The 25,221-nt window shown below is 72.5% G+C and carries 23 protein-coding genes; 13 read left to right on the top strand and 10 right to left on the bottom strand.

Annotation, left to right across the window (positions count from 1 at the left end):
• The first annotated feature begins 147 nt into the window (after positions 1–147).
• From ABZW17_RS38730 to ABZW17_RS38755, 6 genes are all read left to right on the top strand, one after another.
• Positions 148–444, top strand: a complete 297-nt coding sequence (locus tag ABZW17_RS38730; protein ID WP_354825454.1) for a chorismate mutase — start codon at positions 148–150, stop codon at positions 442–444.
• 64 nt (positions 445–508) lie between these two features.
• Positions 509–823 (top strand): hypothetical protein, encoded by a 315-nt coding sequence (locus ABZW17_RS38735; RefSeq protein ID WP_354825457.1) that lies wholly within the window; start codon positions 509–511, stop codon positions 821–823.
• A gap of 334 nt (positions 824–1,157) precedes the next feature.
• Positions 1,158–2,753 carry a hypothetical protein gene (locus ABZW17_RS38740; RefSeq protein ID WP_354825460.1) on the top strand — a complete coding sequence of 532 codons (1,596 nt, stop codon included), beginning with the start codon at positions 1,158–1,160 and terminating at the stop codon, positions 2,751–2,753.
• Between the two features lie 259 nt (positions 2,754–3,012).
• The gene (locus ABZW17_RS38745) at positions 3,013–3,873 is read left to right on the top strand and encodes a hypothetical protein (protein WP_354825463.1); all 861 of its coding nucleotides are present in this window, start codon (positions 3,013–3,015) and stop codon (positions 3,871–3,873) included.
• Positions 3,874–4,088: 215 nt separating this feature from the next.
• Entirely contained in the window at positions 4,089–5,720 is a 1,632-nt protein-coding gene (locus tag ABZW17_RS38750; RefSeq protein WP_354825466.1) for a protein kinase, read from the top strand.
• Between the two features lie 16 nt (positions 5,721–5,736).
• Entirely contained in the window at positions 5,737–6,837 is a 1,101-nt protein-coding gene (locus ABZW17_RS38755) for a serine/threonine-protein kinase (protein ID WP_354825469.1), read from the top strand.
• Here ABZW17_RS38755 and ABZW17_RS38760 read toward each other — a convergent pair.
• A complete protein-coding gene (locus ABZW17_RS38760) occupies positions 6,834–7,736 on the bottom strand; it encodes a LysR family transcriptional regulator (RefSeq protein WP_354825472.1) in 903 nt (300 codons plus the stop codon). The genes ABZW17_RS38755 and ABZW17_RS38760 overlap by 4 nt on opposite strands.
• A gap of 103 nt (positions 7,737–7,839) precedes the next feature.
• On the opposite strand from ABZW17_RS38760, the gene ABZW17_RS38765 reads away from it, so the two are divergent.
• Positions 7,840–8,745: a DMT family transporter gene (locus ABZW17_RS38765; protein ID WP_354825474.1), complete on the top strand. Its 906-nt coding sequence runs from the start codon at positions 7,840–7,842 to the stop codon at positions 8,743–8,745.
• On the opposite strand, the gene ABZW17_RS38770 is transcribed toward ABZW17_RS38765, so the two are convergent.
• Together ABZW17_RS38770 and ABZW17_RS38775 are read right to left on the bottom strand one after the other, a co-directional pair.
• Positions 8,742–9,422, bottom strand: a complete 681-nt coding sequence (locus ABZW17_RS38770) for a response regulator transcription factor (RefSeq protein ID WP_003073499.1) — start codon at positions 9,420–9,422, stop codon at positions 8,742–8,744. The genes ABZW17_RS38765 and ABZW17_RS38770 overlap by 4 nt on opposite strands.
• 7 nt (positions 9,423–9,429) lie before the next feature.
• On the bottom strand, positions 9,430–10,734 hold the full coding sequence (locus ABZW17_RS38775) for a PspC domain-containing protein (protein ID WP_354825534.1): 1,305 nt from the start codon (positions 10,732–10,734) through the stop codon (positions 9,430–9,432).
• A 120-nt stretch (positions 10,735–10,854) separates the two neighbouring features.
• On the opposite strand from ABZW17_RS38775, the gene ABZW17_RS38780 reads away from it, so the two are divergent.
• Both ABZW17_RS38780 and ABZW17_RS38785 read left to right on the top strand, forming a co-directional pair.
• Positions 10,855–12,135: a PspC domain-containing protein gene (locus tag ABZW17_RS38780; RefSeq protein ID WP_354825477.1), complete on the top strand. Its 1,281-nt coding sequence runs from the start codon at positions 10,855–10,857 to the stop codon at positions 12,133–12,135.
• Entirely contained in the window at positions 12,128–12,367 is a 240-nt protein-coding gene (locus ABZW17_RS38785; RefSeq protein WP_354825479.1) for a hypothetical protein, read from the top strand. The genes ABZW17_RS38780 and ABZW17_RS38785 overlap by 8 nt, the downstream gene beginning before the upstream one ends.
• A 66-nt stretch (positions 12,368–12,433) precedes the next feature.
• Here ABZW17_RS38785 and guaA read toward each other — a convergent pair whose 3' ends face one another.
• Positions 12,434–13,990 carry a glutamine-hydrolyzing GMP synthase gene (guaA, locus tag ABZW17_RS38790; RefSeq protein WP_354825481.1) on the bottom strand — a complete coding sequence of 519 codons (1,557 nt, stop codon included), beginning with the start codon at positions 13,988–13,990 and terminating at the stop codon, positions 12,434–12,436.
• A 107-nt stretch (positions 13,991–14,097) separates the two neighbouring features.
• On the opposite strand from guaA, the gene ABZW17_RS38795 reads away from it, so the two are divergent.
• The 3 genes from ABZW17_RS38795 (at position 14,098) to ABZW17_RS38805 (ending at position 17,326) form a co-directional block, all read left to right on the top strand.
• The gene (locus ABZW17_RS38795) at positions 14,098–14,646 is read left to right on the top strand and encodes a DinB family protein (protein WP_354825484.1); all 549 of its coding nucleotides are present in this window, start codon (positions 14,098–14,100) and stop codon (positions 14,644–14,646) included.
• A 144-nt stretch (positions 14,647–14,790) separates the two neighbouring features.
• Complete coding sequence (locus ABZW17_RS38800; RefSeq protein WP_354825487.1) at positions 14,791–15,825, top strand: zinc-dependent alcohol dehydrogenase family protein; 1,035 nt, start codon at positions 14,791–14,793, stop codon at positions 15,823–15,825.
• 55 nt (positions 15,826–15,880) lie between these two features.
• Entirely contained in the window at positions 15,881–17,326 is a 1,446-nt protein-coding gene (locus ABZW17_RS38805; RefSeq protein WP_354825489.1) for an aldehyde dehydrogenase family protein, read from the top strand.
• Here the strand turns inward: ABZW17_RS38805 and ABZW17_RS38810 are convergent.
• The 3 genes from ABZW17_RS38810 to ABZW17_RS38820 form a co-directional block, all read right to left on the bottom strand.
• Positions 17,323–18,828 carry an FAD-binding oxidoreductase gene (locus ABZW17_RS38810; protein WP_354825492.1) on the bottom strand — a complete coding sequence of 502 codons (1,506 nt, stop codon included), beginning with the start codon at positions 18,826–18,828 and terminating at the stop codon, positions 17,323–17,325. The two genes, ABZW17_RS38805 and ABZW17_RS38810, sit on opposite strands and share 4 nt — an antisense overlap.
• Positions 18,829–18,900: 72 nt before the next feature.
• Positions 18,901–19,608, bottom strand: coding sequence for a maleylpyruvate isomerase family mycothiol-dependent enzyme (locus ABZW17_RS38815; protein ID WP_354825495.1), 708 nt, complete (start codon positions 19,606–19,608; stop codon positions 18,901–18,903).
• Between the two features lie 10 nt (positions 19,609–19,618).
• Positions 19,619–21,331 (bottom strand): GMC family oxidoreductase, encoded by a 1,713-nt coding sequence (locus tag ABZW17_RS38820; RefSeq protein ID WP_354825497.1) that lies wholly within the window; start codon positions 21,329–21,331, stop codon positions 19,619–19,621.
• Between the two features lie 155 nt (positions 21,332–21,486).
• On the opposite strand from ABZW17_RS38820, the gene ABZW17_RS38825 reads away from it, so the two are divergent.
• A complete protein-coding gene (locus tag ABZW17_RS38825) occupies positions 21,487–21,681 on the top strand; it encodes a DUF397 domain-containing protein (protein WP_354825499.1) in 195 nt (64 codons plus the stop codon).
• On the opposite strand, the gene ABZW17_RS38830 is transcribed toward ABZW17_RS38825, so the two are convergent.
• The 3 genes from ABZW17_RS38830 to guaB all read right to left on the bottom strand — a co-directional run bounded on the left by ABZW17_RS38830 (position 21,665) and on the right by guaB (position 25,114).
• Positions 21,665–22,798 (bottom strand): GuaB3 family IMP dehydrogenase-related protein, encoded by a 1,134-nt coding sequence (locus ABZW17_RS38830; protein ID WP_013222686.1) that lies wholly within the window; start codon positions 22,796–22,798, stop codon positions 21,665–21,667. The genes ABZW17_RS38825 and ABZW17_RS38830 overlap by 17 nt on opposite strands.
• Positions 22,799–22,875: 77 nt before the next feature.
• The gene (locus tag ABZW17_RS38835) at positions 22,876–23,403 is read right to left on the bottom strand and encodes a hypothetical protein (protein ID WP_354825502.1); all 528 of its coding nucleotides are present in this window, start codon (positions 23,401–23,403) and stop codon (positions 22,876–22,878) included.
• 199 nt (positions 23,404–23,602) lie between these two features.
• Complete coding sequence (gene guaB, locus ABZW17_RS38840) at positions 23,603–25,114, bottom strand: IMP dehydrogenase (protein ID WP_354825505.1); 1,512 nt, start codon at positions 25,112–25,114, stop codon at positions 23,603–23,605.
• Positions 25,115–25,221: the final 107 nt, after the last annotated feature.

Below are 25,221 nucleotides of genomic sequence, written 5' to 3' on the forward strand. Positions count from 1 at the left end.
ACGCAGAGCGATTTTTTTACGGGACCCGGACTCCGGCTCCCGTGATCGCGTAGTGCCCCGACCGCCATCACGCCAGCCCCGGAGTCCACGGACCCGGGGCTGTCGCCGTCCCTGGGACCGGGTCCGGGCTTCGAGAAAGAGGTCCCGATGAACGCACACGCCACGAACGCCGACGGCCAGCCCGCCGAGCACACCCCCGCGGGCGATGACATCGCGTCGCTGCGCGAGGAGATCGACTGGCTGGACAAGGAGATCCTGCGGCTGGTGAAACGCCGGGTCGAGGTGTCCAAGACGATCGGGGCCGCGCGGATGGCCGCCGGCGGCACGCGCATCGTCTACAACCGCGAGATGGACGTGCTCGCGCGCTACCGCGAGCTCGGCCCGGAAGGCCGTCAGCTGGCCATGGCGCTGCTGAACCTGGGCCGCGGGCGGCTCGGCCGGTAACGGTTGCCCGAATTCGGGGTCTTCCCCGAGGCCGCCGCGGCCCCGGTGCGGGCAGACTGGGGTCATGGACTGGCTCGTGAACCTCATCGCCGTCATCGTCGCGCTCGCGAGCGTGCTGGCCGCGCTGGGCCATGTGGGGTATCTGGCGTTGCTCAACAACGCGGCGGGTAAGCGTGCCGGGGGCACTCCGGTCGCGCAGTACGTCCGAAGCCGGTGGGCCGTTGCCGGGGGTACGACCGCGGCTTCGCTGTTCGCCTGGTTGCTCACGGCCGGGGGACCGACACTGGACGTCTTCGCGATCATCGTCGCGGCGGGTAGCGGTGTCGTGGCGACGAAGGCGCTGCAGTCCACTCGGGACCGTTACCGTTCGGGAGGCTGAAGGGCCTGATCAGGGGCGATATCCCTGCGTGAAACTTCGCAGCGTCACCATCGCCCGTTCGGTCGCGCCCGACCGAGTGAAACCTCTGCAACTTGCAGGTTTGGGGGCGACTTTCTCCGCCGGATGCTCCTAGGGTTGACGCCGTGAGGACCCTTGCGTCTGGGTCGGGCAACGCCCGCAGGACGCGCGGGGGCACTGGCCCCGCGCGCCCACTGTTGCGTGCGCGTGCATTTGCGCAGGATTCCGAACAGGATTCCGCGCGTGAGGGTGCTCCGATCGGGTCTTCCGGCCGCCGGATGGCGTCAGGAGTCTTCCGCCGGGTGGTCGAGCCCACATGAGCCAAGGCACGGAGTACCCCGGACGCGCCGCCGCGCCCGGGCATCCCGGACGGCACCGGCGCGGCGGCGCGGAGAGCTGGACGCCACCGCTGCCGCAGCACCGCCCGGTGCGCCACCACGCGACGGGCCGGCCGGCCGATCCGCCGGTCGGCGGGGTGCTTCCGCAGCAGGCCGACCAGCGCCGCGGCGGTGGGGCGGCTGGTGCACGGGACTATTCCGCGCGGTGCGCCGGCGATGCGGTGGCTGATCCGGCAGGGGTTTTCACGCCGCAGTACCACCTGCGGCAGACCAGCTCAGTGGCCGGCGATGCGGTGGCTGATCCGGCAGGGTCGTTCGCGCCGCAGTACCGCCTGCGGCAGGCCGGCCCCGTGGCCGCCGATGCGGCGATGGCCGGATCGCTTCACTCCTTGCCGCACGTCGGCGATGGCCTGGCGGGCGATGCCGTGATGTCCGGGGGGCTCCCGCCGCACCCGGCCGTGGTGTCCGGGTCGCTTCCGTTGAACCACCCCTGGCAGCGCCGCACCGACGAACCCGCTCCGGCGATGTCCGGCTGCCTTCCGCTGCCGCAGCCGCGGGACGGGCGGCCCGTTCCGCTCTTCCCGGCCGTGCACGGGAGCCTGCCCCTCGACACCTTCGCCGATGCCGACGCCGACGACGCTGAAGACTTCGAGGACGACGACCCCGAAGGGCCGCCCGCCGAGTCGCACGCCGAGCAGGCCGCTCGGCGCACCCGGGTGTCGCTGGCCTCCCCCGCTCCGCGCTGCGTGGACGTCGACGAAGACGACGCCCGCGTCTACTCCGCTCCCCCCATCGACGGGCTCGGGGGCTTCACCATCGGGTCCGTGCCCGCCTCCGTGACGCCGCCCAAGACCTGGCGGAAGGCCGCCTGGTTCGCCACCGGTGCGTCCGGGGCCGTCGTCGTCGGGCTGCTGTGCGCCGGGTCCTTCCTCGTCGGGAAACCGCCGGTGGACCAGGCCGTGCAGGGTTCGTGGCCCGGCTACCAGGGCGTGCCGACCGTCGCCGATCCCACCTCCGGGCACCGGCCGCCCACCGAGGGTGGTTCCGCCGCCGGGCCGGAAACCGCCGCCTCCTCCTCGGCGCGCGTCCCCGGGACGACCAGCGGGGGCGGTGGGGCCGGGCCGGTCGACGGCGTGCCCGCGCCGCCCGCCCGCAGCACCGAGGCGCCGTCCACCGCGACCACCGGGCCCGCCACCGCCGACGGGACGCCGCGGAAGCCGCCCGTCACCCCCGCCCAGCGCGAGACCCCGGTCAAGCCGCCGTGGTGGTACTCCTTCCCGCCGGACGCCCAGACCATGGGGGACAACTCGGAGAAGTTCTTCAACACCGTCACCACCGATCCCACCGCGGCGTCGTCGGTGACCACCGGCGAGCTGCACGACCAGGGCCCGCAGGCCCTCGCCCGGCGGTACGCGGGCATCGCGTACTTCGAAGTCAAGAAGGTCAGCATCGACCAGCAGCGCGGCGTCACCGTCAACACCGTCGAGGTCACCCACACCGACGGGACCAAGACGGTCGAGCAGCGCACACTGACCTTCGGGGACGGCGACAAGATCACCGCTGACGGTCAGTAGCCGAGCCTGCACGTGCGGTTCGCCCGTTCCGATGCACGTGCGGTGCGCCGAGCGGTTATGCCTGGTCCGGGTGGGTGACATAAGCTGCCGCTCGTCGTATCGCGACGGCATTCCGGCGACAGAACCTGGTGATCGCCGTCCGCACAGGGTTACCTGACGACTAGCGGATCCGGAACCGGCCACGAACCGGCCAACCGGACCAGCGGGCACCGGCCGAACGGCGGATGCCCGTCCCCGGAACCCCAGAGCGAGGACTTTCGTGCTTGATCGGCAGCGCACACGGCGGGAGTCACCCCACGCCGTCCGCGTCGAGGACATCATCCCGGCCGAGATCCTGGACGGCGTCGCCGACGCCGACCGCGACCACCTCGAGCAGGTCGTCCGCGACCCGCAGCGGTTCCTGCCGCGGCGGACCGAGCCCGCCCGCGAACCCGAACTGGCCGATGAGGACGGGGAGCCGGAAAGCCGGCTCGCTCGCCGCGCGAAGCTGGCCGGGCTCGTCGCCGCCAGCGCCCTCGTCGCCGGCGCGGTGATCGCCGCACCGATGCTGACCAGCTCGCACCGCGCCGTCTCTTCGGGCGGCCAGTCCACGCCCGCCGGGTTCACCGGTGCCGCGGAGCTCGGCGGCCTCGCCGTGCCGCAGCGCCAGGCCGGCGGCGGCGCGCCGGAGCAACCCGGGACGACGTCACCGGGCACGCACGCCGAAGACCAGCCGGCAGCCGACCGGCCGTCGAACGGCACCCCGCGGACCCAGGCGGTACCCGCCGAAGCCACGTCGGTCCCGGACAAGGCGGCCGACGCGCGCAGCGCGAGCCGCAAGATCCAGGCGGTCAAGGACTTCTACGCCGCCATCGCGCGGAACTCGGCGGGCGCGCTGGCGCTGCTGAGCCCGTCACTGGCCGACGGCTCGGCGGGCGAGCTCGTCCGCACCTGGAGCGCGATGGACGCCATCGACGTCCAGGAGGCCGACACGCAGATCAAGCCGGACGGCTCGATCCTCGCGGTCGCCACGCTGCACCGGCCGGACGGCGCGTTGGTGCGGGTCACCCAGCTGTTCCGGGTCGCTGACACCGGTGGGCTGATCACCGAAGCCGAGCTCGTCTCGGCCCAGTACATGTAGCCCTCGGCGATCACCCCTTCACCCGTGGTTCAAGTGCCTGTACCGGATTCGTGTGCGCAGAGTGAGCGCCTAGCCTTGTCACGGGCCGGTCTCCGTGAAGCCGGCACGCAGCCCACGACATGTGCATACGCTCCAGCGAAGCGGCGTACAGGTGGCCGCGTCACCAGGCACCGATCCTCACGCCCTGGTGAAGTCGGAGCCCAAAGGGAGGTCGCGTGAGCGACGAGGGTCGTCTGGTCGCCGATCGATACCGCATCGTCGGCCGGATCGGCACGGGCGCGATGGGGGCCGTCTGGCAGGCGCACGACGAGGTCCTGGGCCGCACCGTGGCCATCAAGCAGCTCCTGCTCCAGCCGCACCTGGACCAGCACGACGCCGAGGACGCCCGGCAGCGGACGATGCGCGAGGGCCGGATCGCGGCCCGCCTGCACCACCCGAACGCGATCTCGGTGTTCGACGTCGTCACCGACGACAACGGGCAGCCGTGCCTGATCATGGAGTACCTCAACTCCACCAGCCTGGCCGCCGTGCTGCAGGAACGCCGCACGCTGCCGCCGACCGAGGTGGCGCGCATCGGCGCCCAGGTCGCCGCGGCGCTGCGCGAGGCGCACGCGGTCGGCATCGTGCACCGCGACATCAAGCCGGGCAACATCCTGCTCGGCGGCAACGGCGTCGTGAAGATCACCGACTTCGGCATCTCGCGCGCCAAGGACGACGTCACGGTCACCAAGACCGGGATGATCGCCGGCACCCCCGCCTACCTGGCCCCCGAGGTCGCCATCGGCGGCGAGCCGGGGCCGGAGTCCGACGTCTTCTCCCTCGGATCGACGCTGTACGCGGCGTGCGAGGGCCAGCCGCCGTTCGGGCTGTCCGAGAACACGCTGAGCCTGCTGCACGCGGTCGCGGCCGGGCAGATCAACCCGCCGCGCCAGTCCGGGCCGCTGGCCAGCGTGCTGGCCGTGCTGCTGCACCCGGACGTCGAGCACCGGCCGACCGCCGAAGAGTGCGAGGAGCTGCTCGCGGCCGTCGCGCGCGGCGAGACGCCGCTTGGCGGCCCGTCGGACGAGACGATGCTGGCGCCGTCCGCCGGCGTCCTGGGCGCGGCCGCCGTCGCCGACCCGAACGCGACGCAGATGTTCGACGAGATCCCCGCGGGCCACTCGGGCACGCTGCTCGGCGGCGGCGGGGCGCCGACCCAGGCCGTGCCGTTCTACGACGAGGACGACTACCCGGAGGCCACCGGCTACCCCGAGGACGACTACGACGGGTACGGCCACTACCGCGAGGACGACCGCCACGCGGCCGGGGGCGTGCCGCCCGGCTTGGCCGCGACCCGCGCCGTGCCGGTGCCGCCGCACGAGCAGGGCGGGTACGAGGACGACTACGACGATTACGACGACGAGCCCGCCCCGCCGCCCCCGGCGCGGTCGCGCCCGCAGATGAGCCCGGTCGACGACGACGAGGGCAAGCCCGGCGCGTGGAAGCGCCCGGCGATCATCGGCGGGGTCGTGGTGGTGGGCCTGGTCGCGCTGGTCGTGTGGCTGCTGAGCCCGAACAACCCGGAGGCGCCGGCCACGCAGATCTCCAGCACCAAGCCGTCGCCCGCCGCGACGTCGGACTCGGTGCCGTCCACGACGGACACACCGTTCAGCACGGCGGACGTGCCGCCGCCGGCGACGGAGCAGACCTCGTCGTCGAAGAAGGCGACGACGTCGCGGAGCTCCGAACCGCAGGAGACCACCACGCCGAAGACGACGCCGCCGACCAAGTCTTCGACAGCCGAGTCGACACCCAAGACGACGCCGACGTCATCCCCGCCGGAGTCGACTCCGGCGACCGGCACCTGATCATCCGAGGTCAATCTTGAGTTCTGAGGGAACCATCGTCGGCGGCCGGTTCCGGCTGGACCAGCCGATCGGCCGCGGCCGCGCCGGCATCGTCTGGCTGGCGTTCGACACGCGGCTGTTCCGGACCGTCGCGATGAAGCGGATGTACCTGCCGGTCGGCGCGGGCGACCGCGCCGAGCAGGCGCGCGCCGCCGCCATGCAGGAGGGCAAGGACGCGGCCCGGATCGAGCACCCGTGCGCGATCAAGGTGTTCGACGTGCTGCCCGACGGCCAGGACGTCTGGCTGGTGATGGAGTACATCCCGTCGCGCAGCATGGCGACGTTCCTCGCCGAGCACGGCCGGCTCACGCCCGACCAGGCCGCGCAGCTCGGCATCCAGCTCGGGAACGCCCTGGCGGCCATCCACGCGGCCGGGTTCGTGCACCGCACCCTCGAGCCGGGCACCGTGCTGCTGGCCGACGACGGCGGCGTGAAGCTCACCGACATCGGCATCAGCGGCGGCGGGCCGCACGCGGCGTACGTCGCGCCCGAGGTCGCGCGGGGGCTGCCGCCCACGCCGGCGGCCGACGTCTTCTCCCTCGGCGCGACGCTCTACACGTCGGTCGAGGGTGTGCCGCCGTTCGGGGACGACGGCCAGTCGTCCGAACGCCCGCCGCAGAACTCCGGCGTCCTCACCGAGGCGCTGCGCAAGATGCTGCGCGCGGACCCGACGACCCGGCCGACGATGGCGGACACCGTCCGGTCCCTGCAGGCGATCACCGAAGGCCGCGAGACGGCGTTCATCCCGCCGACCGCGCCCGGGATGCCCCCGCCGCCGCCCCCGCCCTTCAACCCGGGACTGGCGCCCGCGGGGCCGCCGATGCCGCCGTCGGGACCGCAGTTCCAGCAGCAGCCCCCGGTCGCCGCGCCCGACTTCTCCGCGGCGGAGCAGACGCAGCGGATGCAGCCGGTGCCGCCGCCGACGCAGTACGCGCCGCCGCTCGCGCCGGGCGCCCAGGCCCAGGCTCAGGGCCAGGCGTGGAACCTGCCGGTGTCGAAGAAGGTGCTGATCACCGTGGCCGCGATCCTCGCGGCCGTGCTGGTCGGCATCCTGGTCTCGGAGCTGTTCTTCGTCTAGGCGACCTTGGCGGTCGCCGCGCGCATGGCTTCCAGCAGCGTGCGGACCGCCGGGTGTCCCCACGCCCGCGACGCCACCGCGGCGTGGATCGCGCGCACCGGCTCCGGGTTCCGGATCCGGCGGACGATCACCCCGGGGTGCTGCGCGCCCAGCCCCAGCTCGGGGATCAAGCCGACGCCGATGCCGGCCGCGACGAACCCCTGAGCCGTCTGGTAGTCCTCCGACTCGACCACGATGTTCGGGGCGAACCCGGCGGAGGCGCAGGCGCCCTGCAGGATGTCGCGGCAGACGCCGGGCAGGCCGTCGACGCCGACCCACGGCTCCTCGGCGAACTCCGTCAGGTCCAGCACGCGCTTGCGGGCCAGCGGGTGGGCCTTCGGCAGCACCGCCCGGTACGGGTCGTCGAGCAGGTGCACCAGCTCGACGCCCTTGGCCGGCGGGGTCTTGCGCGGGAAGACGGTGATGGCGACGTCCGCGTCGCCCGATTCGACGTCCAGGATCGGGTCGTCGAGTTCGACCAGCTTGAGGTCGAGGTGCACGCCGGGGTGCTCGCGCCGGACCGCGGCGATGGCGGGCGGGACCAGCGACGCGCCCGCCGTCGCGAAGTAGCGGATCGCGACGCGGCCGGTGCGGCCCTCCTTGAGCTCGGTCAGCGCCGCCTCGGCCTTGGCGAGCTCGGCGCTGAGCGTTTCGGCGTGCTCCGACAGCAGGGCGCCCGCCGCCGTCGGCCGGACGCCGCGGCCGACGCGTTCGAGCAGTTCGGTGCCGGCCTCGCGTTCCAGCGCGGACAGCTGCTGGCTGATCGCGGACGGCGTGTAACCGAGGTTGCGGGCCGCGGCGGTGATCGACCCGCTGGTGATCACGGCGCGGAGAACCTGCATGCGGCGGACGTCGAGCATGCCAAGATCTTACAGCTCAGCTTAAGTGTCCCTGCAGTTATTTTCGCTTGTCCTTACGTCTCCACCGGGCGAAGCTGACCCTGGTTGTCGAAGGAGGACTGGGGTGGGCGAGACGAAGACCCTGCTCAGGATCGGTGCGCTGGCGCTGATGTGGGGCTCGAGCTTCTTCTGGATCAAGCTGGGGCTGGGGATGTTCTCCCCGGTCCAGCTGGTGCTGGCGCGGCTCGTGCTCGGCGCGGCCATGCTGCTGGTGCTGTGCCGGCTGCAGCGCGCGCGGCTGCCGCGAGACCGCCGGATGTGGGGACACCTGGCGGTCGCGGCGTTCTTCCACAACGCGCTGCCGTTCCTGCTGTTCGCGATCGGCGAGACGACGGTGGATTCGGGGATCACCGGCGTGCTGAACTCGACGACGCCGTTGTGGGTGCTGCTCGCGGCGCCGATGATGGGGACGTCGTCGCGGATGACCGGGACGCGGCTCGCCGGGCTCGTCGTGGGCCTCGGCGGCATCCTGCTGATCTTCGCGCCCTGGCAGGCGTCGGGCCTGCTGAGCTGGGGCGCGCTGGCGTGCCTCGCGGCGGCGGCCAGCTACGGCTTCGCGTTCGTCTACGAGGGCAAGTACCTGTCGGACGCCTCGCTGTCGCCGTACGCGACTTCGGCCGGTCAGATGCTGCTGGCCAGCGGGATGCTGGTGCTGGCCCTGCCGGCGGGCGGGTTCACGCCGGTCCACGTGTCCACCGGGCCGCTGCTGGCGATCCTGGTCCTGGGCATCGGCTCGACCGGCATCGCGTTCGCGCTGAACTACCAGCTGCTGGCGAGTGAAGGCGCGGTCGCGGCGTCCGTCGTCGGCTACCTGCTGCCGGTGGTGTCCGTGCTGCTCGGCGCGGTGTTCCTGGGCGAGCAGCTGCACCTGCGGGTGATCGCGGGCATGGTCGTCGTGCTCGGCGGCGTGGCGCTGACGCGGATCCCGAAGCGCGTGCCGGCGGCGGAGCCGGCGCTCGAACGGGTCTAGACGAGACGGCGGTCGGAGGCCCAGCGGGAGAGCTCGTAGCGGTTCGACAGCTGGGTCTTCCGCAGGACGCTCGACACGTGCGTCTCGACCGTCTTCACCGAGATGAACAGCTCGGACGCGATCTCCTTGTAGGCGTACCCGCGCGCGAGCAGCCGCAGGACGTCCCGCTCGCGCGGGGTCAGCAGGTCCAGCTCCGGGTCGTTGATCGGGGCCGAACCGGGGCGGTCGGCGAACGCGTCCAGCACGAACCCGGCCAGCCGCGGCGAGAACACCGCGTCGCCGTCCGCGACCCGGACCACCGCGCGGACCAGCTCCTTCGACGAGATCGTCTTCGTGACGTACCCGCGCGCGCCGGCGCGGATGACCGCGATGACGTCCTCCGCCGCGTCGGACACCGACAGCGCCAGGAACACGACGTCCGGCAGCTCGGGCCGGACGCGGCGCAGCACCTCGGCGCCGCCGCCGTCGGGCATGTGCACGTCGAGCAGGACCACCTGCGGCTTCGTCCGGGCGATGCCGGCGACCGCCTCGGCGACCGACCCGGCCTCGCCGACGACGCGGACCTCGTCGGTGATCGAGTCGAGCTCGGTGCGGACCCCGGCGCGGAACAGCGCGTGGTCGTCGACGAGGAACACCTTGACCGGTTCACGCTGGCTGTCCGTCACGTCGTCGAGCATAGCCGCCTCACGCCGCTCCCTTGCCCGCTTTCACCGGCATGGCGAGCTGCACCTCGGTGCCCTCGCCGGGCGCGGTCCGGACCTTGCACGTGCCGCCGTGGCGGGTCATCCGGCCGCGGATCGAGTCGGCGAGGCCGTGGCGGTCGTCCGGGACGAGGTCGGGGTCGAAGCCCTTCCCGCGGTCGCGGACGAACACGGTGACCGACGTCGGCTCGACCTCGGCGTAGACGCTGACCTCGTCGACCCCGGCGTGCTTGGCCGCGTTGACGATGGCCTCGCGGGCGGCCTGGACGAGCGCGGCCAGCGATTCGTCCAGCTCGGCGTCACCGACGACGACCTGCCCGACCGAAATGGCGAAGGTGTCCTCGACCTCGCCGCACGCGGTGGCGAGCGCTTCGGAGAGCTGGCCCGAGGCTTCTTCGGTCATCTCCGAGGGCTTGCCGTAGCCGTTGGGGCCGTAGAGCCAGCCGCGCAGCTCGCGTTCCTGGCTGCGGGCCAGCCGCGCGACCTCGCGGGGCTGTTCGCTCTGCTTCTGGATCAGCGCGAGCGTCTGCAGCACGGAGTCGTGCAGGTGGGCGGCGATCTCGGCGCGTTCGTCGGTGCGGATGCGGGCCTTGCGCTCGTCGGAGAGGTCCCGGACCAGGCGCAGCCAGAACGGCACGGTCAGCACGGCGACGCCGATCAGCGTCGCGAGGACCGCGATCAGCGCGAACTGGACCTGGTCGAGGGTGCCGCTGCGCAGCACGACGACGGTGATGCCGGTGATCACCAGGGCGACGCCGGCGACGATCCGGATGGCGGCCGACCAGCCGCCACCGCCGAGGAAGGCGCCCGCGAAGCCGTCCTTCGCCCCGACCCGCCAGCGGCGGCGCTGCGACTCGTCGGCCTCGCGCCAGACGACGGCGAGACCGATCATGGCGACGGCCAGCGGCACGGCGACCCAGCCGCTGATGAACCCGGTGAGCGTCCCGCTGGCGACGGCGAGCCCGACGCCGAGGGCGATCAGGCCGAACGCCTGCTGCCGTTCCTTCGGCTTCGGCGCGTCCGCGGCTTCCTCGGACTGCTGCTGGACGAACACCCAGAGGAGGCCGTAGGCGAGCAGCCCGGCGCCGTTGAGCGCGGCGAGCAACGCGAACGCCGTCCGCACCCAGAGGACCGGCACCCCGAGGTGATCGGCGAGCCCGCCGGCGACCCCGGCGATGGCCCGCCCGGACCGGCGCCGGAACATCTTGGGCGTGGCCGGGCCGGTGGTGGCGATCGCCTGCTCGGCGGTGATCTTGTCGAGGGACTCCTGCACGCCGTCCATGGTCACACGCACCCGCGGACGGTTCCATCGGGGAAACCCCTGATCCGCTGAGGACCCGCAGCCCCAGGGGAACATCAGGGACCATCCCGGATGTCCCGCCGCCGCCGGTACCGCATGCTTCTCGGTATGAGTGGTGCGAGTGAGAAGCCGGGGGTCCTGAACGGCTTCGAGGAGACCGTCAAGGATTTCTGGGCCAGCCGGCCGCGGCGGCCGCACGCCGGGCGGAAGGTCGCCGGGGTGGCGGCCGCCATCGGGTACCGGTACGGCGTCGATCCCGTCGTCGTGCGGATCGCCCTCGTCGTCACGACGATCTTCGGTGGCTTCGGGGTGCCCTTCTACCTGCTGGGGTGGCTGTTCTTCCCCGGCGAAAGCGACGAGGTCTCCGGCTTCGAGAGCCTCATCGGGCGCGGCCGGTCGTCGGTGTCCCCCGCCTTCGCCGTCGTGCTGCTCGTGCTCACCGTCGTCAGCACCGGGGGGTCGATCACCGGCTCGTGGTTCGACGGCGGGGGCCTCATCAGCTGCGCGCTCATCGCCGCCGCGCTCTACCTGCTGCACCGCAGCCGCGGTCACCTGAACCGGCCCGCGCCCGTTGCCGCGCGGACGTCCTACCCGGCTTTCACCGGAAACGGAGCCTTCACCATGACCGACACCGCCGAGGCGCCGTCGCCGGCCCGGGGCTGGGATCCCCTCGCCGCCGACCCGGCCGGCTGGGACCTGCCCGACGCGCCGCCCGCCCCGGAGCCGTCGCCCACCCCGCCGCCGCGGGCGTCGCACCACCACGGGACGCAGCGCGGCCCGCGGTCGAAGGTCGGCTCGGCCACGTTCGCTCTCGCCGTGGTGACCGCCGGGGCCGGCGTGCTCGCCGCGCTCAACGGCGCCACCTGGTTCGACGCGCAGCACATCGTCGGGCTGGTGCTCGGCGTGGTCGGGATCGGCCTGGTCGCCGGCGCGTTCGCCGGGGGCGGGCGCGGCCTGATCGGGCTCGCGGTGCCGCTGGCGATCGTCGGCATGGTCCTCACCAGCGCGCCGTTCAAGAACTTCGACGTCCGCGGCGGCGTCGGCGACCTCACGCGGACCCCGCAGTCGCAGGCCGAGCTGCTGCCGCTCTACCAGCACGCGGCGGGCGACATCCGGCTCGACCTGACCGAGCTGCCCGCAGGCGCGCCGTACTCGACGAACGTGTCCAACGGCGCCGGCGACACCACGGTGATCGTGCCGGCGAACGCGGACGTCACCTTCGACTGCCGCACCGGGGCAGGCGAGGCGTCCTGCTTCGGCCGCTCGAGCGACGGCATCAGCCAGCCCGCGCTGAGCGGCACGGACAACGGCCCCGACGGCGTCGGCGGCCAGAAGATCACCCTGCACGTGTCGAACAGTGTGGGCAACGTGGAGGTGCGGCGTGACTGACCAGAACCCTTACGCCTACGACAACCCGGCCGACACCCAGCCCGCCCGGCGCGGCGGCGTGAACGCCTTCACCCTGATCGTCGGCGTCGCGACGCTGCTGGTCTCGGCGTACGTCCTCTCGGACGGCGCCAGCTGGCTGCCCTCGTTCGACTTCCGCTGGGTGATCGCCGGCGGCGCGGTGTTCGTCGGCGTGCTGCTGCTCACCGCGTCGTTCGGCAAGCGGCGGCGCTGACCCACCCCGAAAACCCTCGAGGCCCCGGATCCCACGCCGGGGCCTCGAGCCTTGTCTACAGTGGACTTATTCCCACTCGATGGTGCCCGGCGGCTTGGACGTCACGTCCAGCACCACCCGGTTGACCTCCGCGACCTCGTTGGTGATGCGTGTGGAGATCCGCTCCAGGACGTCGTAGGGCAGGCGCGTCCAGTCCGCGGTCATCGCGTCCTCCGACGACACCGGCCGCAGCACCACCGGGTGCCCGTAGGTCCGGCCGTCGCCCTGGACGCCGACGCTGCGGACGTCCGCGAGCAGCACCACCGGGCACTGCCAGATGCTGCGGTCCAGCCCGGCGGCCGTCAGCTCCTCGCGGGCGATCAGGTCCGCCGCGCGCAGGGTGTCCAGGCGCTCCTGGTCGACCGCGCCGATGATCCGGATGCCCAGGCCGGGGCCGGGGAACGGCTGGCGCTGCACGATCGTCTCGGGCAGGCCGAGCTCCAGGCCGACGCGGCGGACCTCGTCCTTGAACAGCAGCCGCAGCGGCTCGACCAGCTCGAACTCCAGGTCGTCCGGCAGGCCGCCGACGTTGTGGTGGCTCTTGATGTTGGCCGTGCCCTCGCCGCCGCCGGACTCGACGACGTCCGGGTACAGCGTGCCCTGGACCAGGAACTTGTAGTCGCCCTGGGCCTTGAGGTCGCGCTCGGCCTGCTCGAAGACGCGGATGAACTCGCGGCCGATGATCTTGCGCTTCTGCTCCGGGTCGGTGACGCCGGCGAGCGCGTCGAGGAACCGCTCGCGCGCGTCGACGGTGACCAGGTTGACGCCGGTGGCGGCGACGAAGTCGCGCTCGACCTGGGTCCGCTCCCCCGCGCGCAGCAGGCCGTGGTCGACGAACACGCAGGTCAGCCGGTCCCCGATGGCCCGCTGGACCAGTGCGGCCGCGACGGCCGAGTCGACGCCGCCGGACAGGCCGCAGATCGCCCGGCCGTCGCCGATCTGGTCGCTGATCCGCTTGACCTGGTCTTCGACGATCGACGACGTCGTCCACTGCGGCCTGATGCCCGCGATGTCGTGCAGGAACCGGCGCAGCACCTCCTGGCCGTGCGGCGAGTGCGCGACCTCCGGGTGGTACTGGACGCCGGCGAAGCGGCGCTCGACGTCCTCGAAGCCCGCGACCGCGGCGCCGTCCGAAGACGCGGTGACGACCGAGCCCTCGGGGGCCTTGGTGACGCTGTCGTTGTGGCTCATCCACGCGGGCTGGTGCGCGGGCAGGCCGGCGTGCAGGACGCCGCCGTCACCGGTGACGCGGACCTCGGTGCGGCCGAACTCGCGGACGCCGGTCGGCTCGACGACCCCGCCGAGCGCGCTGGCCAGCAGCTGGTGGCCGTAGCAGATGCCGAACATCGGCACGCCGGCCTCGGTGAGCTTCGGGTCCATGCCGGGCGCGCCTTCGGCGTACACGCTCGAAGGACCACCGGAAAGGATGATGGCCGCGGGGTTCTTCGCGAGGATCTCTTCGGTGGACGCGCTGTGCGGGACGACCTCCGAGTAGATCTGTGCCTCGCGGACGCGCCGGGCGATCAGCTGCGCGTACTGCGCCCCGAAGTCCACGACGAGAACCGGACCGGTGGGACTGGGCACCTGGCGACCTCCTGGCGACGTTGGATTGACCCCCATCGTCCCAGGTGGGCCCGGTCACCCGGGATTCAGGGCGGTCCCTGTCCGCGATCGGGCCTACGGTGCCCGGTATGGCTGTGAACTGGACCAAGGAACTGACCGACCAGCTCGACTTCCACTGGAACGTGCACACGCGCCCGAAGCTCGAAGGGCTCACCGACGACGAGTACCTGTGGGAGCCGGTTGCGGGCTGCTGGACCGTGCGCCCGCGCAAGTCGGACGACGAGCCCGGCTCGGGCCCGTTCACGATCGACTTCGCCTACCCCGAACCGACACCGCCGCCGGTCACGACGATCGCCTGGCGGCTCAACCACGTCCTGGTCGGCGTGCTGGGCGCGCGGATCGCGTCGCACTTCGGCGGCCCACCGGCCGCGTACGACACGTACCCGTACCCGGGGGCGGCCGCCGAGGCGCTGAAGCAGCTGGACGAGTTCTACGCCCGGTGGATCGCGGGCGTCGGGACCCTCGACGACGAGGCACTCGCGCGGCCGTGCGGTCCCGCCGAAGGCCCGTACGCGAAGGAGTCGATGGCAACGCTGGTGCTGCACATCAGCCGGGAGATGATCCACCACTGCGCCGAGGTCCTCCTCCTGCGCGACCTCTACCGCAGCAGGTCGTGAGTGAGAAACAGTGTTCTAACGCTGTTTCTCACTCACGACCCGCGGGAGGAGGGGTGGGCGAGATGCGGTGGCGGGGATCGTGGACGAAAATCCAGACGCGCGACCCCCGGCGTTTGCCGCGAACCTCCACGGGAAGGCCCCAGTATGCGAGCGACAGTCATCTACGGTGCCGGTGACGTGCGGGTCGAGACGGTCCCCGACCCGAAGCTGGCCGAGCCGACCGACGTGATCCTGCGGGTCGTGCGGTCCTGCATCTGCGGCAGCGACCTCTGGCCGTACGCCGACATGGCGCCGAGGGAGCACGGCCGCCGGATCGGGCACGAGTTCCTCGGCGTCGTCGAGGAAACCGGCGCGGACGTCACCACCCTCGCGAAGGGCGATCTCGCCGTCGCGCCGTTCGTCTGGTCCGACAACACCTGCGAGTTCTGCCGGGAAGGGCTCCAGACCTCCTGCCTGCACGGCGGCGGCTGGGGCTCGCCGGGGGTCGACGGCGGCCAGGGCGAGGCGGTCCGCGTGCCGCAGGCCGACGGCACGCTGGTCAAGCTGCCGCACACCGAAGACGCGGACCTGCTCGCGTCGATGCTGACGCTGTCGGACGTCTTCGCCACCGGGCACCACGCCGCCGTCAAGGCGCAGGTGCGCGCGGGGCAGAACGTCACCGTCATCGGCGACGGCGCGGTCGGGCTCTGCGCCGTGCTCGCCGCGAAACGCCTGGGCGCCGACCGGATCATCCTCATGGGACGGCACCGGGCGCGGACCGACCTCGGCCGCGAGTTCGGCGCGACCGACGTCGTCGCCGAGCGCGGCGAGGAAGGCGTCGAGAAGGTGCGCGAGCTGACGGGCGGCCGGGGCACGCACGCCGTTCTCGAGTGCGTCGGCACGAAGGGCGCGTTCGAGATGGGCATCGGAGCCGTCCGCGCGGGCGGCGCGGTGAGCCGGGTCGGCCTGCCGCAGTACGAAGACGGGCCGATCGGGGTGGGCGTGTTCCGCCGCAACGTCACCGTCACCGGCGGTGTCGCCCCGGCCCGGCACTACATCCCCGAGCTGCTGCCGGACGTCCTCGACGGCAAGTACCAGCCCGGCAAGGTCTTCGACCGCACGATCGACGTCGAAGGCGTGCCGGACGGCTACCGCGCGATGGCGGACCGCGAAGCGCTGAAGGTGCTCATCACGCCGTGACCCGTCCGGGTGGGGGTCACTCGTTCGCGCCCCCACCCGCATTACGTTGGTACGCATGGACATGATCACCCCCGAGCCGCGCCCCGCCTGGATCGCCGGCCGCCCCGAGCCGGGCGCCACCACCCTCGTCGTGCACCACCCGTACGACGGCAGCGAGGTCGCCACGGTCGCCGTGCCCGGGCCGGAGCAGGTCGAACGCGCGGTCGCCGCCGCGGCGGCGGTCGCCAAGGAGTTCCGGCGCACCCCCGCGCACCTGCGGGCGGGCGCGCTCGACCACGTCTCCCGCGTGCTCGCCGCGCGCGCCGAAGAGATCGCCGAAGTGATCACCGCGGAAAACGGCAAACCGCTCAAGTGGGCCGAGGCCGAGGTCAAGCGCGCGGTTTCGGTGTTCCGGATCGCCGCCGAAGAGGCCCGCCGGTTCACCGGCGACGTCCAGCGCCTCGACACCGACCCGGCCGGCGAGGCGCGGCTGGCGCTGACCCGCCGCGTCCCGCGCGGGCCGGTGCTCGGCATCGCACCGTTCAACTTCCCGCTCAACCTGGTGGCGCACAAGGTGGCGCCGTCGCTGGCGATCGGTGCGCCGATCATCGTCAAGCCCGCGCCGCGGACGCCGTTGTCGGCGCTGGTCCTCGGCGAGATCCTGGCCGAGACGGACCTGCCGGAAGGCGCGTTTTCCGTGCTGCCGCTGGGAAACGAACCGACGCAGGCGCTCGTCGCCGACCCGCGGCTGCCGGTCGTGTCGTTCACCGGCTCCGGCCCGGTCGGCTGGGCGCTCAAGGACGCCGCGCCGCGCAAGCACGTCGTGCTCGAACTCGGTGGCAACGCGGCGGCCGTGGTCCTGCGCGACTGGCCCGACCCCGAGGGCGCCGCGCACCGCATCGCCACCTTCGGCAACTACCAGGCCGGCCAGTCCTGCATCGCGGTGCAGCGGGTGATCGTGGACGCCGCCGTGGCCGAGGAGTTCGTGCCCGCGCTGGTGGAAGCGGTCGAGGCGCAGCGGACCGGCGACCCGTACGACCGCAACACCGACGTCGGCCCGGTGGTCGACGAAGCCGCCGCCGAGCGGATCGTGGCGTGGGTCGACGAGGCCGTCGCCGCGGGCGCGAAGGTGCTGACCGGCGGCACGCGCGAGGGTGCGACCGTCGCCCCGACGCTGCTCACCGACGTTCCGCCGGACACCAAGGCGTGGAACGAGGAGATCTTCGGGCCGGTGCTCGCGGTGTCCGTTGTGGACGGTGTGGACGACGCCTTCCGCGCGGTCAACGAATCCGCGTACGGCCTGCAGGCCGGCGTCTTCACCACGGACGTCCAGCTGGCCTTCCACGCCTCGGCCGAGCTGGAGGTCGGCGGGGTGATCATCGGTGACGTCCCGTCCTACCGCGCCGACCAGATGCCCTACGGCGGCGTCAAGGGCTCCGGCGTCGGCCGCGAAGGCGTGCTCGCCGCGATGCACGACCTGACCGAAGAGCGCGTCACGGTCTTCACCGGCATCGACCTCTAGCTGACGACGCCCTGCCCGAACCGGAAGACGTTCTGCGGGTCGTACTTCTTCGAGACGTCCACCAGGCGTTTCGCGTTGTCGCCGTAGTAGGCGGCCTTCCAGTCGGGCAGGGCCGGGTCGATGTAGTTGACGTACCCGCCGCCCGCGCCGGCCGTGGCGAGCCCGGCGACGACCTCACCGACCGACTGCGCGACCTTCGTCCGGGTCTTCGCCGTCGCGGGCGCGTAGACCTGCACGCTGGCCAGCGCGTCGCGGTGCCAGAACGCGGTGGCGTCCTTGGCCGGGCCGGCGACCGCGCCGCCGAGGCCGTCGACGAGCAGGTCCATGCCCGTCCGGCCGTCGGCGACCGCGACGATCTGCGCGGCGTCGACCGGCGCGGTGATGATCCGCGACGACGCGACGAACGACTGGCGGTTCGAGCTGCCCTCGAAGTACTTCATGGCGCCCAGGTAGTCCAGGCTCTTCACGACCCGCTGCGTCGGCCGCGCGCCGGCGTTGGTGGTCAGGTTGTTCAGCAGCGTGTTCAGCCCCGCGGCGCCGCCGACGTAGCAGCCGCCGACCCGGCACTGGACCGGCGAACCGCCCGAGAGCACCAGGTTCGCCCACAGCTCCGGCGGCATCGCGGCGATCCACTGCTGCCACGCGCCGAGCACGCCGGCGGCGGATCCGGGCGGGAACCGCAGGGAGAACACCGTCAGGTCCGGCGCTGGATCGGTGTCGAAGGTGAACTCGGTGACGATGCCGAAGTTGCCGCCGCCCCCGCCGCGCAGCGCCCAGAACAGGTCCGGTTCGGAGTCCGCGGACGCGGTGAGCACCCGGCCGTCGGCCGCGACGACCTGCGCGGAGCTCAGGTGGTCGCAGGTCAGGCCGTACTTGCGGGCGAGCACGCCGATACCGCCGCCGAGGGTGAGCCCGGCGATCCCGACCGTCGGGCAGGACCCGGCGGGCAGCGCGCGCCCGGCCTTCGCCAGCGCGGTGTAGACGTCACCCAGCTTCGCGCCGGCGCCGATCACGGCCTTGCCGCCCTGGACGTCGATCTTGTTGAGACCGGCCACGTCGACGACCAGCCCGCCTTCGGGCACCGAGTAGCCGGCGTAGCTGTGGCCGCCGCTGCGCGCGGCGATGGTCACGCGCCCGGCGGCGGCCCGCAGGCAGGCTTGGACGTCCTCGACGGTCGACGCGGTCGCGACGGCGACCGGGTTGTTGCCGTCGAAGAGCTGGTTGAACCCGCGCTTCACGGTCGCGTACCTCTCGGCGCCCGGACGCACCAGGGTGCCGGTCAGCTGGCTGCGCAGGTCGTCCCAGTTCGGCGGCCCGGTGGGCAGCCGGCTGGCGGCGGGCGGCGCGGACGTCGTGTCGATCGGGGCGGTCGAGGCCACCGGCGCCGAGGGCGTGTCGGGCCCGCACGCGGCGACGACGGCACCGGCCGCGGAGACGCCGGCGATCCGCAGGAACGCCCGCCGCGGGAGGCCGGGCCGTCCCTGGTCGTGCTCACTGTCCACAGCGGACTCCTCGCTGCCGGGAACGCCCAGTGTAGAGCGGGCGCCAGGCGTTCACCGGGCGGAGCGGGCCGGTCACGCCCAGGCCGGGATCCGCGGCACGGCACCGTCGAGGGCGGCGCCGTCGGAGCGCCCGCTGAGCCAGGCCAGCAGCGCCCCGGCCGTGCCGCGCACGGTCGTCTTCGGGGCGGCCCCCATCGTCCATTCGAACCCGTCGGCGACCAGGTGGAGAGCCGGCAGGTGGGCCCCGCGGGAGGTGATGGCGTGCTGGACGACGTCCTCGGTGAGCGGCCCGAGCAGCGCGAGCACGCGGTCGAGGTCGTAGCCGCGGTCGAGGTCGGCGAGGTGGATGGTCAGCTCGGACAGCCGCATCCGCGCGACGACGGTCCCGGTCACGGGCTGGCCTTGGCGGTTGCGCGCTTCCCGGGCCCAGGCGTCGTCGGGCATCGCGGCGGCGTACTGCTCGAACCGCCCGGCCGAAGCGACGAAGTCGGCGAGAAGATCGGCAGCGGCGTGCTGGGCGCTGGTTTCGATGTCTCGCTCGCGGGCTTCGGCGCTGGAGTACATCGGCGTCTCGACGCCGGTGTTCGCCCAGGTCAGCAGGTTGCGCAGGCCATCGGCGTTGCGGGCGACGTGCGCGAGCACGTGCGCCCGCGACCACTCGGGCAGGGCGCTGGGGGCGCGCAGCTCGGGTTCGCCGAGGCTGCCGATGGCCCGCGCCCATTCGTCATCGAGTTTCCTGACCCCGTCGAGCAGGGCGTGTGCCTTCTCGGATGCCGTCACGGCCCCGAGTCTAGGAGGATCGGCGCAACGCGGCGGGAGCTTCCGCCGGGACGGCCGGGTTCTTCGGCGCGATCGGCTCCAACCGCACGTACCCCGCGTCCTGTTCCGGCCGCTGGTCCTCTTCGCCCTTGTTCGGCCAGAACGAAAACGCGCGTTCAGCCTGGGCCGTGATCGTCAGCGACGGGTTCACGCCCAGGTTGGCCGTGATCGCCGCGCCGTCCACCACCGACAGGCCCGGGTAGCCGAACACGCGGTGGTACGGGTCGATCACGCCCTCGTCGGCCGTGGACCCGATCGGGACGCCGCCGATGAAGTGGGCCGTCAGCGGGATGTCGAAGATCTCGCCCCAGGTGCCGCCCGCGATGCCGCCGATGCGGTCGGCCGTGCGCTCGTTCGCCTCGTGGCCCGCCGGGATGAAGCTCGGGTTGGGCTCGCCGTGGCCCTGCTTGGACGTGTACTTGCGCCGGCCGAACAGGCCGCGGCGGGTGTAGGTCGTGATCGAGTTGTCCAGGCTCTGCATCACCAGCAGGATCACCGTGCGCTCGCTCCAGCGGTAGCCGTTGAGCAGCTTCGCCGCCTGCACCGGGTGCTTGGCCATGAACGTGACGGCCTGCCGCCACCGCGGCACCGGTGAGGCGCCGTCCGTCGCGATCGTCTGCAGCAGGCTCATCGCGTTGCTGCCCTTGCCGTAGCGGACCGGCTCGATGTGGGTGTTCTCGTCGGGGTGGATCGACGACGTGATCGCGACGCCCCGGCTGAAGTTCCGGCTCTCGTCGACGTCGGTCCGGGCCGCGCCGATGATCGCCTCGGAGTTCGTCCGGGTCAGCTCGCCCAGCCGGCGCGAGAGCGCGGGCAGCGTGCCGGTGTCCTTCATCTTGTGCAGCAGGTTCTGCGTGCCCCAGGTCCCCGCGGCGAACACGACCCTCCCGGCCGTGATCGTCGTCCGGAACCGCTTCGAAGTCGTGCCGGTCTTCTTCAGGCTGACCTCGTAACCACCGTCGACCGGCCGCACCGACGTCACCGTCGTCAGCGGGATGACCTTCGCGCCGTCCTGCTCCGCGAGGTACAGGTAGTTCTTGACCAGCGTGTTCTTCGCGCCCACGCGGCAGCCGGTCATGCACGAGCCGCACTCGGTGCAGCCGACGCGCTCAGGCCCGGCCCCGCCGAAGTACGGGTCCTTCGCCCGCTCCCCCGGCTTGCCGAAGTAGACGCCCACCGGCGTCGGGTGGAACGAATCGGCGACGCCCATGTCCTCCGCGACGTCGCGCATCACGACGTCCGACGGCGTCATGGTCGGGTTCGTGACGACACCCAGCATCCGGCTCGCCTGGTCGTAGTGCGGCGCGAGCTCGGCCTCCCAGTCGGTGATGTGGGCCCACTGCCGGTCGCGGTAGAACGGCTTCAGTGGCCGGTACAGCGTGTTCGCGTAGACCAGCGATCCGCCCCCGACGCCGGCGCCCGCGAGCACCATGACGTCGTTGAGCATGTGGATGCGCTGGATCCCGTAGCAGCCGACCTGCGGTGCCCACAGGTAGCGCTTGAGGTCCCACGACGTCTTCGCGAACTCGTCGTCGGCGAACCTCCGCCCGGCCTCGACGACGGCTACCCGGTAGCCCTTTTCGGTGAGCCGCAGCGCCGCGACGCTGCCGCCGAACCCCGACCCCACCACGACGACGTCGTAGTCGGGGCCACCCGCACTGGTGGTGGTGTTACTGGCAGTCACACCTTGAGCGTAACTCCGCCTCCGCGTTCTGACCAGAGGTAAGTTACCGGCCAGTCACGCTTGTCCGATGACAACGGTGGGTACCTTCCGAGGTGCTCGATGTCCACGTCGGCGACCCACCGCCGGGCGGGACACCATTTCCAGGAGGCACCACGATGAGCCTGCGAAAGCTCACCGGGTGGCGCAAGTCGAGCCACAGCCACTTCGAAGAGAACGCGTGCGTCGAGATCGGCACCGCACCCGGCGTCGTCGGGGTGCGGGACACCAAGGAGGCGGCACCCCGCCCGGTGCTCGTCTACTCCGCCGACGCCTTCGCGGCGTTCCTACGGCGGCTCACCGGCGAACGGTGAGCCCGACCCGCTGGAACTCCTTCAGGTCCGAGTAGCCCGTCTTCGCCATCGCCCGGCGCAGCGCGCCGAAGAGGTTCACCACGCCTTCCGCGTCGGACGACGGCCCGAACAGGAGGGTCTTGAGGTCGACGGCGTAGTCCGGCCCGGCCGCCACGCGCGAGCGCGGCAGGGACGGGTGCGCGGCCGCCGCCGTCCAGTAGAGGCCCTGCCCGGGCGCGTCCGACGCGGCGGCCAGGGGCGAGCCGAGCATGACGGCGTCCGCGCCGCACGCGATGGCCTTGGCGATGTCGCCCGACACCGTCATGCCGCCGTCGGCGAGCACGTGGACGTACCGGCCGCCCGTCTCGTCGAGGTAGTCGCGGCGGGCGGCCGCGGCGTCGATGATCGCGGTGGCCATCGGGACGCCGATGCCGAGCACGCGGTCGGTGCTGGTCACGCCCGGGGTGTAGCCGTGGCCGACGATGACACCGGCCGCGCCGGTGCGCATGAGGTGCATCGCCGTGCGGTAGTCGCTGACGCCGCCGGCGATCACCGGGACGTCGAGGCGGCCGATGAACTCCTTGAGGTTCAGCGGCTCGGCGTCGCGCTGGACGTGCTCGGCGGAGATGATCGTGCCCTGCACGACGAGGATCTCGACGCCGGCGGCGATCAGGTCGGGCGTCAGCTCGGCGGCGTGCTGCGGGCTGACGCGCGCGGCCACCGTGACGCCGGATTCGCGGACCGTCTTGATCGCCTCGGTCAGCAGGTCGAGCCGGATCGGCGCGGCGTGCAGCTCCTGCAGCACGCGCCCGACCGCGGTCGGGTCCTCGAGGTCCTCGGCCGCGCGGACCAGCTGGAAGATGGCGTCCTCGACGTTCGCGTGCCGCGCCCAGAGGCCTTCGGCGTTGAGCACACCCAGGCCGCCGAGCTCGCCGACGGCGACCGCGGTGCCGGGCGAGACGATCGCGTCCGTCGGGTGCGTGACGAGCGGCAGGTCGAAGCGGTAGGCGTCGATCTGCCACGAGGTGGACACCACCGAGGACGACCGAGTCCGCCGCGACGGCACGATCTCGACGTCGTCGAGGTCATACGCCCGCCGCGCGGTGCGGCCCATCCCGATCTCGACCAGGTCCCGCACGTGAAGCCTCCTCCGCCGACGACAATCTGCCGTGCCCCATTGTCGCTAGGCCGCGTGGGTGACCCGCGCACGGGGGTCTACACCCGCACGAACACGGCGACCGGGGCCAGCAACGCACCCAGCGCGAGGGCCAGCCAGGTGGCGACCGGCGGGTAGACGTTCAGCCGGACCGCGCCGAAGTAGACCGCGCCCAGGGCGAGCAGGGCCGCCGAGATCAGCAGCACCGGCCGGACCACGCCCGGGCGCAGGTCGACCACGCCACCGCCGGCCCGCAGGTAGGCGATGCCGCCGTCGGCCGTCGACACGTCGAGCGTCACCGGCTGGCCGGGCGGGAGGTCCAGGCCCGGGTCCACCGCGGTGACGCGGTACTGCTTGCCGCCGGCGTCGACCGCGATGGTGTGGCTCATCGCGTCCTCGTTGCCGCCGACCGGGAGCGCGCCGCGCTCGTGCGAAGTCACGTGTCCCTCGACGCGGTACGTGGGTGCGTCACGCCCGGCCAGCGCCTGGCACATCAGGCAGACCACGCCGCCGAGGAACAGCGACACGAGCGCGACGGCCGTGAAGAACACCTTGCGCAGCACCCGGGTGAACCGGTCGACCGTCATGTGTCCTAGTGCACACCACGACTGCCACGCAAGGCGATAGACCGATCACCGTAAGCACGCTAGGTCACCGTGACTCAGAGCGAGACGCGCTCCACGGAATCCGAACGCAGTACCGCCGAGGAATCGCCGTTCGTCCCTCCCCGGTCATGGGCCGATCCCGGCGGCCCATGACCCAGGGCGGAACGATCGAACGGGCGGGCTAGCGGGTGGTGTAGTTGGGGGCCTCGACCGTCATCGTGATGTCGTGCGGGTGGCTCTCCTTGAGCCCGGCCGCGGTGATCCGGACCAGCTGCGCCTCCTGCAGCTGCGGGATCGTCTCCGAGCCGGTGAAACCCATGCCCGAGCGAAGACCACCGACCAGCTGGTGCACGACGTTGGCGAGCGGTCCGCGGAACGGGATGCGGCCTTCGATGCCCTCCGGCACCAGCTTGTCGTCCGAAAGCACGTCGTCCTGGGCGTAGCGGTCCTTCGAGTACGACTTGGCCTGGCCCCGCGACTGCATGGCGCCCAGCGAACCCATGCCGCGGTAGGTCTTGAACTGCTTCCCGTTGACCAGGATCAGGTCGCCGGGGGCCTCGGCCGTGCCGGCCAGCAGGCTGCCCAGCATCACGGTGGACGCGCCGGCCGCGATGGCCTTCGCGATGTCGCCGGAGTACTGGATGCCGCCGTCGCCGATGACCGGGATGCCGGCCGGGCGGCACGCCTGGTCGGCCTCGTAGATCGCCGAGATCTGCGGCACGCCGACCCCGGCGACCACCCGGGTGGTGCAGATCGAGCCCGGGCCGACGCCGACCTTGACCCCGTCCGCGCCCGCGTCGACCAGCGCCTGCGCGCCCGCACGCGTCGCGACGTTGCCGCCGACGATGTCAACCGAGTCGCCCAGCTCCTTCTTCAGCAGGGCGACCGTGTCGACGACCGCGCGGGAGTGGCCGTGCGCGGTGTCGACCATCAGCACGTCGACGCCCGCGTCGGCCAGCGCCATCGCGCGCTGGTGGCCGTCCGCCCCGACGCCGACCGCGGCACCGACGATGAGCCGGCCGTCCGGGTCCTTCGTCGCCCGCGGGTACTGCTCGGTCTTCACGAAGTCCTTGACGGTGATCAGGCCGCGCAGCTTGCCCGCGCCGTCCACGATCGGCAGCTTCTCGATCTTGTGCCGGCGCAGCAGGCCGAGCGCGGCGTCCGCCGAGACACCGACCTGCGCGGTGATCAGCGGCGCCTTCGTCATCACCTCGGAGACCGGGCGGCTGTGGTCGACCTCGAAGCGCATGTCGCGGTTGGTGATGATGCCCACCAGCGCGCCGGACGCGTCGGTCACCGGCACGCCGGAGATGCGGAACTTCGCGCACAGCGCGTCGACCTCGGCCAGGGTCGCGTCGGGCGCGCAGGTGACCGGGTCGGTGACCATGCCGGCCTCGGACCGCTTGACGACCTCGACCGCGGCGGCCTGCTCGTCGATCGGCAGGTTGCGCTGGAGGACGCCGATGCCGCCCTGGCGGGCCATGGCGATCGCCATCCGCGCTTCGGTGACGGTGTCCATCGCGGCGGACACCAGCGGGATGCCGAGGGTGATGTTGCGGGTCAGCCGGGCGCTGGTGTCGACGGCACTGGGGACGACGTCCGATTCGGCCGGCAGCAGCAGCACGTCGTCGAAGGTCAGGCCGAGCATGGCGAACTTGGCCGGAACGGGGGCGGTGGTGCCGTCGCTGGTCATAGCGGGTGAAGGGCCTTCCTGGCGCGGGATGAGCGTGTCGCTGTGGCGACTCGGAGCCTTCCCCTCATGATATCCGCCGCGCGCCGCCCGCCCCGGGCGGTGGGCGG

The organism is Amycolatopsis sp. NPDC004625 (genome assembly GCF_040609695.1).
In the GTDB taxonomy this organism is placed as follows: Bacteria; Actinomycetota; Actinomycetes; order Mycobacteriales; family Pseudonocardiaceae; genus Amycolatopsis.

Excerpts from the sequence above, each read along its gene's own strand:
- ABZW17_RS38760 (WP_354825472.1), bottom strand. The coding sequence starts at position 7,736 with ATGCTCGACGTCCGCCGCATGCAGGTTCTCCGCGCCGTGATCACCAGC.
- ABZW17_RS38770 (WP_003073499.1), bottom strand. The coding sequence starts at position 9,422 with ATGCTCGACGACGTGACGGACAGCCAGCGTGAACCGGTCAAGGTGTTC.
- ABZW17_RS38730 (WP_354825454.1), top strand. The coding sequence starts at position 148 with ATGAACGCACACGCCACGAACGCCGACGGCCAGCCCGCCGAGCACACC.
- guaB (WP_354825505.1), bottom strand. The coding sequence starts at position 25,114 with ATGACCAGCGACGGCACCACCGCCCCCGTTCCGGCCAAGTTCGCCATG.
- ABZW17_RS38780 (WP_354825477.1), top strand. The coding sequence starts at position 10,855 with ATGAGTGGTGCGAGTGAGAAGCCGGGGGTCCTGAACGGCTTCGAGGAG.
- ABZW17_RS38740 (WP_354825460.1), top strand. The coding sequence starts at position 1,158 with ATGAGCCAAGGCACGGAGTACCCCGGACGCGCCGCCGCGCCCGGGCAT.
- ABZW17_RS38835 (WP_354825502.1), bottom strand. The coding sequence starts at position 23,403 with ATGACGGTCGACCGGTTCACCCGGGTGCTGCGCAAGGTGTTCTTCACG.
- ABZW17_RS38825 (WP_354825499.1), top strand. The coding sequence starts at position 21,487 with ATGAGCCTGCGAAAGCTCACCGGGTGGCGCAAGTCGAGCCACAGCCAC.
- ABZW17_RS38800 (WP_354825487.1), top strand. The coding sequence starts at position 14,791 with ATGCGAGCGACAGTCATCTACGGTGCCGGTGACGTGCGGGTCGAGACG.
- ABZW17_RS38805 (WP_354825489.1), top strand. The coding sequence starts at position 15,881 with ATGGACATGATCACCCCCGAGCCGCGCCCCGCCTGGATCGCCGGCCGC.
- ABZW17_RS38795 (WP_354825484.1), top strand. The coding sequence starts at position 14,098 with ATGGCTGTGAACTGGACCAAGGAACTGACCGACCAGCTCGACTTCCAC.
- ABZW17_RS38735 (WP_354825457.1), top strand. The coding sequence starts at position 509 with ATGGACTGGCTCGTGAACCTCATCGCCGTCATCGTCGCGCTCGCGAGC.